The organism is Nocardioides sp. P5_C9_2 (assembly GCF_054049555.1).
Map to the genome: position 1 here is coordinate 1 of NZ_JBFUMD010000097.1, position 9,502 is coordinate 9,502.

Annotated in this window: 10 protein-coding genes; 8 read left to right on the forward strand and 2 right to left on the reverse strand. The window is 72.6% G+C overall.

The genetic code is table 11. The features are described from left to right. The 7 genes from ACXJKL_RS07125 to ACXJKL_RS07155 form a co-directional block, all read left to right on the forward strand. A partial coding sequence (locus ACXJKL_RS07125) for a helix-turn-helix transcriptional regulator (RefSeq protein ID WP_457206362.1) occupies nucleotides 1–480 on the forward strand: 480 nt, incomplete at its 5' end. Continuing rightward, nucleotides 477–1,475, forward strand: a complete 999-nt coding sequence (locus ACXJKL_RS07130) for a helix-turn-helix transcriptional regulator (protein WP_457206363.1) — start codon at nucleotides 477–479, stop codon at nucleotides 1,473–1,475. The genes ACXJKL_RS07125 and ACXJKL_RS07130, both read left to right, overlap by 4 nt. A 42-nt stretch (nucleotides 1,476–1,517) precedes the next feature. Then, the gene (tatA, locus tag ACXJKL_RS07135) at nucleotides 1,518–1,826 is read left to right on the forward strand and encodes a twin-arginine translocase TatA/TatE family subunit (RefSeq protein ID WP_457206369.1); all 309 of its coding nucleotides are present in this window, start codon (nucleotides 1,518–1,520) and stop codon (nucleotides 1,824–1,826) included. Nucleotides 1,827–1,848: 22 nt separating this feature from the next. Continuing rightward, complete coding sequence (gene tatC / locus ACXJKL_RS07140) at nucleotides 1,849–2,685, forward strand: twin-arginine translocase subunit TatC (RefSeq protein WP_457206364.1); 837 nt, start codon at nucleotides 1,849–1,851, stop codon at nucleotides 2,683–2,685. Nucleotides 2,686–2,704: 19 nt separating this feature from the next. Continuing rightward, nucleotides 2,705–3,121, forward strand: coding sequence for a hypothetical protein (locus tag ACXJKL_RS07145; protein WP_457206365.1), 417 nt, complete (start codon nucleotides 2,705–2,707; stop codon nucleotides 3,119–3,121). A gap of 30 nt (nucleotides 3,122–3,151) precedes the next feature. After that, nucleotides 3,152–4,060 carry a diacylglycerol kinase gene (locus ACXJKL_RS07150; protein ID WP_457206366.1) on the forward strand — a complete coding sequence of 303 codons (909 nt, stop codon included), beginning with the start codon at nucleotides 3,152–3,154 and terminating at the stop codon, nucleotides 4,058–4,060. After that, on the forward strand, nucleotides 4,057–6,873 hold the full coding sequence (locus ACXJKL_RS07155; RefSeq protein ID WP_457206367.1) for a DEAD/DEAH box helicase: 2,817 nt from the start codon (nucleotides 4,057–4,059) through the stop codon (nucleotides 6,871–6,873). Before ACXJKL_RS07150 ends, ACXJKL_RS07155 begins: the two co-directional genes overlap by 4 nt. 30 nt (nucleotides 6,874–6,903) lie before the next feature. On the opposite strand, the gene ACXJKL_RS07160 is transcribed toward ACXJKL_RS07155, so the two are convergent. Next, entirely contained in the window at nucleotides 6,904–7,815 is a 912-nt protein-coding gene (locus ACXJKL_RS07160) for a 5'-3' exonuclease (RefSeq protein ID WP_457206370.1), read from the reverse strand. Nucleotides 7,816–7,879: 64 nt separating this feature from the next. Here ACXJKL_RS07160 and ACXJKL_RS07165 point away from each other — a divergent pair, with 64 nt between their 5' ends. Then, a complete protein-coding gene (locus tag ACXJKL_RS07165) occupies nucleotides 7,880–8,326 on the forward strand; it encodes an Lrp/AsnC family transcriptional regulator (RefSeq protein WP_457206371.1) in 447 nt (148 codons plus the stop codon). Between the two features lie 98 nt (nucleotides 8,327–8,424). On the opposite strand, the gene ACXJKL_RS07170 is transcribed toward ACXJKL_RS07165, so the two are convergent. After that, on the reverse strand, nucleotides 8,425–9,381 hold the full coding sequence (locus ACXJKL_RS07170; protein ID WP_457206368.1) for a hypothetical protein: 957 nt from the start codon (nucleotides 9,379–9,381) through the stop codon (nucleotides 8,425–8,427). Nucleotides 9,382–9,502: the final 121 nt, after the last annotated feature.

Here is a 9,502-nt window from a genome sequence, read left to right on the forward strand (position 1 = left end):
GAGCAGCCCCGCAGGCGGCGGCTGCAGCCGTGGGGCGTGGTCCGCACCTCCGGTCGCTGGTACGTCGTGGGCCACGACATCGACCGGGGAGCCGAGCGGGTCTTCCGGCTCTCGCGGGTGCAGGGCAAGGTCGGGGGCGTCGGCAAGGCCGGGGCGTACGACGTCCCTCCCGGCACGGACGTCTCGGCCATCGCCGCCAACCTCGCCCCCCGGACCCGCGACGTCGAGGCGATCGTGCTGGTGCGCCAGCGCGCCGGGGTGGGCCTGCGCCGCCGCGCGAGCACGGTCGAGGAGGACGTCGAGGGACCCGACGCGCAGAGCGGCTGGGACCGCCTGGTCGTCACCGGCCCGGAGGCCGACCTCGCCTCCGAGGTGCTGACCTACGGTGCGTCCGTGGTGGTAGAGCAGCCCGAGGAGCTGCGAGCCGACGTGCTGGCCCGCCTGCGAGGGGTCCTCGAGCGCCAGGAGGTGGCCCGATGAGCAGGGACGCGGACAAGCCCGTCGTCCACGCCGCCCGCGAGCAGGTGGCGCGGCTGCTGGCCCTCGTGCCCTACCTCCACTCCCACGGCGAGGTGCGCCTCGTCGACGCCGCGGCAGCGCTCGGGGTCGACCCCGAGCAGCTCGACCGGGACCTGCGTGTCCTGTTCATGTGCGGCCTGCCCGGCGGCTTCCCCGACGACCTCATCAACGTCGACCTCGACGCCCTCGAGGGCGAGCGGATCATCCGGGTCGACAACGCCGACTACCTCGCCCGCCCCGTGAGCTTCGCGCCGTCGGAGGCGGCCGCGCTGGTGGTGGCCCTGCGTGCGCTGGCCCAGAGCGCGGCGCCGGAGACCCGGGACGTCGTACGCCGGACGCTGGCCAAGTTCGAGGCGGCCGGGCAGACGGCCGCCGCCGAGCGCGTGCACGTCGAGGCCACCCCCGAGCCGGGCAGCGAGCTGGTCCCGGTGCTGCAGCAGGCCCTCGACCGCGGCCACCAGCTCGAGCTCGACTACCACGTGGCCAGCCGCGACGAGCACTCCACCCGGGTCGTCGAGCCTCGCGCGATCACCCGCGTCGGGGACGCGACGTACCTCGACGCGTGGTGCCACACCGCCGGGGGCGACCGGGTCTTCCGGCTGGACCGGATCCTGCGGGCTACCGAGCTGGACACCCCGGTGTCCGAGCAGGCCGGCCACGCCCGGGACCTGGGGTCGGGCTGGTTCGCGGAGGAGGGCTCGGCCACCACCGTGACCCTCCGCCTCGCCCCGCCCGCCCACTGGGTGACGGAGTACTACCCGGTCACCGCCACCCGGCCCGGGCCCGACGGCAGCCTCGACGTGGATCTCGAGGTCGCCGGCGAGGCGTGGCTGCGCCAGCTACTGTTCCGGGTGGCTCCGCACGCCGCGGTCGTGGCGCCCCGGGAGTTCGCCGAATCGTTCACTGCCAGCGCACGAGCGGCGGTCGGCCTCTACTCCGCACCCGGCGTACGATGAAATGAACCGCACGATCCCCGACTCACCCTGGAGAGACTCATGATGATCCACCCCCTCATCGGCATGCCCCAGGGCGCGGAGTGGCTGGTCATCCTGGCCATCGTGATCCTCGTCTTCGGCGCGGCCAAGCTCCCCGACCTCGCGCGGGGCACCGGGCAGGCGCTCCGCATCTTCAAGACGGAGACCAAGGGCCTGCGCGACGACGACGACGACAAGAAGTCCACGCCGCCGACCGCGACGACCGAGCTGCCGCCCGTCCCCCCGACCCACACCGACCTCGGGCACGACACGGCGCGCGGCCAGGGCACCGACCTGCCCACCGATCCGCGCTCCGACAAGCACACCAGCTGACCGGCGCGGCCGTCGTACGTCAGTGAAGGCCCCCCGGCTACTCCGCTTCTTCTCCACCCGCCCCTCACACCCGGTCGGTCCCGACGGCAGCATGGCGCTGTCGGACCACCTGCGTGAGCTGCGTGCGCGCATCCTGCGCGTCGCCATGGTGGGCATCGTGGCGCTCGGTCTCGCCCTGTGGCAGTTCGACTTCCTCTACGACCTCGTCTACGGGCCGTACCAGCAGGCGTCCGCGGCGCTCGCCGAGGGCACCACCTTCGCCACCACCAGCGGGGCCGGCGGCGGGCTCATGCTCTACCTCAAGCTGTGCGGCTTCGCCGCGCTCGTCGCCACCGCGCCCTACTGGCTCTACCAGGTCTGGGCGTTCATCCTGCCCGGCCTGCACGCCAACGAGCGCAAGTGGACCCGGGTCTTCGTGCTCGTCGCCGGACCGCTGTTCCTCATCGGCGTGGTGCTCGGCTACGTCACGCTGCCCAAGGGGCTGGAGGTCCTGATCGGGCTCAACCCCGACGGGGTCACCAACCTGGTCGACTTCACCGAGTACCTCCAGTTCTTCACCCGCACGCTGCTGGTCTTCGGACTGGCCTTCGAGATCCCGGTCTTCGTGGTGATGCTCAACCGCGCCGGCGTCGTGTCGGGCAAGACCCTCGCCGCGCACCGCCCGTGGATCATCGTCGGGATCTTCATCTTCGCCGCCGTCGCGACGCCGTCGGCCGACCCGTTCACGATGACGTTCATGGCCGTGCCGATGGTGATCCTCTACATGATCTCCGAGGTCATCGCCCGGTCCCACGACCGCCGCAAGGCGAGCGGCCGACCCAACGCCGGCCTCAGCCCCGACGAGCTCTCGCCCCTCTGACGTCTGACAGGCTGCCCTCATGGACGTGCAGCCGGTGGTCGACGTCGACCCCTTCGACCTGCCCGACTGGCTGGGCACCGCCCAGGTGGTCTGGGACGCCGACGCCGGCCTGCGGGACGGCCACCGGGTGGCGGGCCGGCTCACCACGGCCGGTGAGCCGGACGAGGTGTGCGACCTCCTGGCGGTCGACGAGGCCTACCCGGTCCCGGTGGTCCGGGACGACGCCCGGCTCCGTGCCCACCAGGCGTGGCGGCACGATCAGGTGCTGATCGTCCGGTACGCCGACCGGCTGACGCTCGCGGTCCCCGGCACCCGCTTCGACGCGGGCCTCGTCCTCGAGGCGCTCGGTCGCCTCGCCAAGGCCGTCGGTGCCTCGCCCGACCACTGGGCGGCCCTGCTGCGGATCGGCGAGGAGAAGTCGCGCCGCTCCGGGTGACGCCGCCTCCCCGGCGCTAGGGTCGCACCCATGGACGCGGGCGCGGGACGAGTCGCTGGTGGTGCGGGTGGCGGCGAGGTGGCTCTGCTCACCAACCCGACCGCGGGCGGGGGGCGTGGTGGCCGCTACCGCGAGGCCGCCCTCCGACGCCTGCGCGACAGCGGCCTGGTCGTGCGCAACCTCGCCGGGCGGGACGCCGACGAGGCGGCCGACCTGGCCCTCGCCAGCGTGGCCGACGGGGTCGAGGCGCTCGTGGTCTGCGGCGGTGACGGGCTCGTCCACCTCGCCGTCCAGGCCCTGGCGGGCACCGGCGTGCCGCTGGGCATCATCCCGGCCGGCACCGGCAACGACGTCGCCCGCTACCTCGACCTGCCGCGTCGCGACCCGGTGGCGGCCGCCGACCGGGTCGTCGCGCGGCGGACCCGCACCCTCGACCTGGCCCGCAGCGGCTCGCGCCACTTCGTCACCGTGATGGCGGCCGGCTTCGACGCGATCGTCAACGAGCGGGCCAACGCCATGCGGTGGCCGCGGGGGCAGATGCGCTACAACCTGGCCACCGTCGCGGAGCTGCGGACCTTCCGCCCGCTGCCCTACACGCTCGACCTGGACGGGGCCACCCGACGGGTGGACGCGATGCTCGTCGCGGTGGGCAACGGCCCGTCCTTCGGAGGCGGCCTGCGGATCACCGAGGGGGCCCTGCTGGACGACGGTTTGCTCGACGTGGTCATCATCAAGGAGATGTCTCGAGCCAAGCTGGTCCGCACCTATCCCAAGCTCTTCTCCGGCACCCACACGCGGGTGGCCGAGTACGAGCACCATCGCGTCCGCCGGGTGACCGTCGCCGCGCCCGGCATCGTCGCCTACGCGGACGGCGAGCGGTTCGGCGCGCTGCCGCTCACCGTCGAGGCGGCACCCGGGGCCCTGGTGGTGCTCGCATGAGCGACGACCTCGAGCTCCCGGGCCCGGCGCAGCGCTACGCGGCGTACGCACGCGACAAGGCACATCCCGCCGTCCGCGACTTCGCGGGCCACTACGACTTCCCGCTCGACGACTTCCAGGTGCGTGCCTGCAAGGAGATCGAGGAGGGCCGCGGCGTGCTCGTCGCGGCGCCCACCGGCTCCGGCAAGACGATCGTCGGCGAGTTCGCCGTCCACCTCGCCCTGGCCACCGGCCGCAAGTGCTTCTACACGACGCCGATCAAGGCGCTGTCGAACCAGAAGTACAACGACCTGGTCGCCCGCCACGGCGCCGCCAACGTCGGCCTGCTCACCGGGGACAACGTCGTCAACGGCGAGGCGCCCATCGTGGTGATGACGACCGAGGTGCTGCGCAACATGCTGTACGCCGGCTCGCGCACCCTCCTGGGCCTCGGCTACGTCGTCATGGACGAGGTGCACTACCTCGCCGACCGGATGCGGGGCGCGGTCTGGGAGGAGGTGATCATCCACCTGCCGGAGTCGGTGTCGCTGATCTCGCTCTCGGCCACCGTCTCCAACGCCGAGGAGTTCGGCGAGTGGCTCTCCACCGTCCGCGGTGACACCGCCACGATCCTGGAGGAGCGCCGCCCGGTGCCGCTCTTCCAGCACGTCATGGTCGGACGGCGGCTGCTCGACCTCTTCGCCTCCTCCGACGTCGACGCCAGCGCCGGGTTCGTGCGCGAGGGCGCCCCCGTCAACGACGAGCTGGTGCGCATCGCCCGCGACGACTGGGCCAGCTCCCGGCTGATGCGGGACCGCCGATCGCCCCGCAAGGGCAAGCCCGGCTCGCCCAGGAACAAGGACTCCAAGGACGGCCGCCAGGTCGGCAACGGACGCCGGGTGTGGATCCCCAGCCGGGTCGACGTGATCGAGCGCCTCGACCGGGAGGGGCTGCTCCCGGCGATCGTGTTCATCTTCAGCCGGGTCGGCTGCGACGCCGCGGTCACCCAGTGCCTGTCGGCCAACGTCCGGCTCACCAGCCCCGAGGAGCGCGACGAGATCCACGCGTTCGTCGAGGACAAGTGCCGCCACCTTCCCGAGGACGACCTGCACGTGCTCGGCTACCACGAGTTCCTCGACGGCCTCACCCGTGGCGTCGCCGCCCACCACGCCGGGATGCTGCCGACCTTCAAGCAGTGCGTGGAGGAGCTCTACGTGCGCGGCCTGTGCAAGGTCGTCTTCGCCACCGAGACCCTCGCGCTGGGCATCAACATGCCGGCCCGCACCGTGGTCATCGAGAAGCTCTCGAAGTGGAACGGTGAGACCCACGCCGCCATCACGCCGGGGGAGTACACCCAGCTGACCGGCCGGGCCGGGCGTCGCGGCCTCGACGTCGAGGGCCACGGAGTCGTGCTGTGGCAGCCCGGCATGAACCCCCGCGAGGTCGCCGGCCTCGCCTCGACCCGCACCTACCCGCTCCGCTCGTCGTTCCGCCCGTCGTACAACATGGCGGTCAACCTCGTGCACCAGTTCGGCCGGGCGCGCTCGCGCGAGCTGCTGGAGCAGTCGTTCGCCCAGTTCCAGGCCGACAAGGCCGTCGTCGGGCTGGCCCGGCAGCTGCACAAGGCCGAGGAGGCGCTCGACGGCTACGCCGACGCGGCGACCTGCCACCAGGGCGACTTCATGGAGTACGCCGCGCTGCGCCGCCGGATCACCGACGTGGAGAAGGGCGCCGCCCGGGAGYGGCGCCAGGACCGTCGGCACGAGGCGATGGAGTCGCTCGGCCGGCTCAAGCCCGGCGACGTGATCATGGTGCCGTCCGGCAAGTTCTCCGGCTTCGCCGTGGTGATCGACCCCGGGCTGTCCGGCCACGAGCCCCGGCCCTACGTGCTCACCCAGGACCGGCAGGCCCGCCGCCTCGCGGCGATGGACTTCCCGACCCCGGTCGAGGCGATCACCCGGATGCGGGTGCCCAAGTCCTTCAACGGCCGCAACCCGGCGATGCGGCGCGACCTCGCCGCGGCGCTGCGGTCCAAGACCCACGACTTCACCCCGCCCCCGCGGCGTCGGGACCGCGGCGACGCGTTCGTCGACTCCCCGGTCGACCGGGAGATCGCCGAGCTCCGGGACCGGCTCAAGACCCACCCGTGCCACCAGTGCCCGGAGCGGGAGGAGCACGCCCGGTGGGCCGAGCGGTGGTTCAAGCTCCAGCGCGACACCCAGACGCTCGAGCGGCGGGTCGAGCAGCGCACCAACACGGTGGCGCGGACCTTCGACCGGGTGTGCGACGTGCTGACCGCGCTCGAGTACCTCGACGGGGACAAGGTCACCGAGCGCGGCAGCCACCTGCGTCGGATCTACACCGACATGGACCTCGTGGCCGCCGAGTCGCTGCGTGAGGGGCTGTGGGACGACCTGACGCCCTCCGAGCTGGCGGCGGTGCTCTCCGCGCTGGTCTTCGAGGCGCGGCGTCCCGACGACGCGTCCTCGCCGCGCGTCCCGGGGGCCCGGATCCAGGCGGTCCTCGGCCAGATGGTGCGCCTGTGGGGCCAGCTCGACGCGCTGGAGCGCGACCACCGGCTGGACTTCCTGCGCGAGCCGGACCTCGGCTTCGCCTGGGCTGCCTACCGGTGGGCCGAGGGCGACGACCTCGACGACGTGCTCAACGGCACCGACCTGGCGGCCGGCGACTTCGTGCGCTGGATGAAGCAGCTGCTGGACCTGGCCGGACAGGTGGCCGACGCCGCCGCCGGGACGCCGCTGCGGGCCACGGCCCGTGAGACCGTCGGGCTGCTCAAGCGTGGGGTGGTGGCCTACTCGGCCCTGACCGAGTGAGGTCGGTGGCCGGGCCGTCGTGAGCGGAGCTCAGCGCGCGGCCAGCACGCCGGTGAGCCGCTCGACGGGGCTGGAGAGGCCCCAGCGCTCGGCCAGGGCGGCCAGGGCGCCGGGGTCGGCCGGCTCCGCGGGGAGCGGGTGATCGCCGTCGCCCAGGGCGATGTCGCGGGCCACGGCCACGACGGTCGGCGCCACCTCGAGGTAGTCGGCGGCGGCGAGGATCTTGCCGCGCGGGCCGGGGCCGAGGGCGGACCCGGGATCCGCCGCGGCCGCCCGGATGCCGGCCAGGTCGCCGTACGACAGGAGCAGCGAGGCGGCGGTCTTGTCGCCCACGCCCGCAACGCCGGGCAGTCCGTCGGAGCTGTCCCCGCGGAGCGTGGCGAAGTCGGCGTACTGCTGGGGGAGGACGGCGTACCTCTCCACGACCGTGTGCTCGGTGACCTTCTCGTGCTTGCCGACCCCGCGAGCCGTGTAGAGCACCCGTACCTCGGCCGTGTCGTCGACGAGCTGGAAGAGGTCGCGGTCGCCGGTGACGATGTCGACCGGCATCCCGGCACCGGTGGCCAGCGTGCCGATGACGTCGTCGGCCTCGTAGCCCGGCGCGCCCACCACCGAGATCCCGAAGGCCGCCAGCACCTCGCGGATGACCGGCACCTGGACCTGCAGCGGGTCCGGCACCTCCTCGACGTCCGGGGTGTCGCCCGGTCGGACCGCCACGACCCGGTGGGCCTTGTACGACGGGATCAGGTCGACGCGCCACTGCGGGCGCCAGTCGTCGTCCCAGCAGCAGACCAGGTGGGTGGGGCGGTACTCGTCGACGAGGCGGGAGATGAAGTCCAGCAGGCCACGGACCGCGTTGACCGGGGTGCCGTCGGGGGCCTGCACGGAGTCGGGGACGCCGAAGAAGGCCCGGAAGTAGAGGGACGCGGTGTCGAGGAGCATGRGTCGCTGTGCGGTCACTGCGTGATCCTCGCACGATCTTCTCGCTAGCCTGTGGCGCGTGACGATGTCTGAGGTGGAGTCCACCGACCGCAAGATCCTGGCGCTGCTGGCGGAGGACGGCCGGATGTCCTTCACCGACCTGGGCAAGGCCACCGGCCTGTCGACCTCGGCGGTGCACCAGCGCGTGAAGCGGCTCGAGGGCAAGGGGCTGATCACCGGGTACGCCGCCCTGGTCGACCACGAGCAGCTCGGACGCCCGCTCACCGCCTTCATCTCGATCACCCCGATCGACCCGTCGCAGCCGGACGACTACCCGGAGCGGTTGGCGGGCATCGAGGAGATCGAGTCCTGCTGGTCGGTCGCGGGGGAGGAGTCCTACATCCTCAAGATCCGGGTCGCCACGCCCCGCGCCCTCGAGGACCTGCTCGCCCGGATCCGCTCCGCCGCCAACGTCTCGACCCGCACGACCATCGTGCTCTCCACGGCGTACGAGAACCGTCCGCTCGGCTGAGCAACCTCCCGCCCGTCCGCAGGAACCCCGGCTACGCGGGGGAGTCGACCGTTCGCGGGTGTTGCAACACCCGCGATGTCTACGACCTGCCCGCGAAGTCAGGCGCCCACGGAGGGGCTCCGGCTGCTCAGCAGCGAGCGGATGCGCTGAGCGGTGGCGGCGGGACGCTCGAGGTCTGCCCAGGTGATCCTGATGCAGGTCCATCCCGTCAGCAGGCAGACCATCTCCTCGCGTCGCTTCTCGCGCATGAGGTACTGCTCGAGGGTCTCGCCCGCTCGGCGGAAGCGCTCGTACTTGATCCTGCCGTCGAACTCGAGGAACACCTTCAGGTCCGGCCACGCGAAGTCCACCCGCGCCACCTCGCGCCCGTTCTCGTCGCGGATCACCACCTGCGGGACGGGCCGGGGCAGGTGCTGGGACCAGCACAGGAAGTCGGTCCGCGTCTCGGCGACCGACTCCATCCGTCCGTCGGCCAGGTGGAGGACGAGGTTGGCGGAGATCGTCGACGGCCAGTGCCGCATCTCGCGCGCGGCCGCGGACAGCTCGTCGTACGTCATCAGACCGGCGTGCAGCATCCCGTTGACGGCGACCAGTGCAGGCTCCGTCGAGGTGATGCTGATGATCTCCACGGCGCACCGCGGGACGCGGGACACCCGGACTCCGTTGATGGTCTCGACGTCCGAGTCATCGAGGCCACCGACGTGATGGACGATGCCCGCCTCGCGACGCGCGCCCCTGCCGTCGGTGCGCGTCGTGTGGACCTCGTCGAGCGGGATGCCCCACAGCGGTACGCCGCGCTCCACGGCCGCGGACGCGTGCGTCAGCACCGTCGTCGGGTGAGAGGACTTCAGGACGGCGCGAGACAGGACGCGGTGGCGGTCCGCCGCGCCCAGTGAGTCCCACAGGGGCTTGTCGACGTAGGCGCCCCGACGGACCCGGTGCAGGACGCCGTCGCCGACCATGGCCCGCAGCTGCTGGTCGGTGTAGCCGTCGGCCAGCAGCTCACGGCGCAGGTGCACCGCCTCGTCGAGGTCGCGGACGCGGTCGGTAGTCATGCGTCGACCTGTGCCCGGCGCCGTACGACCTCAACCACACGATCCCTGACCTGTGGAGAAGTCGAGGGCCCGCGTCACGGGCGCGTCGGACCTCGCGAGCGGGTTGTCGCCTTCGCGGGTG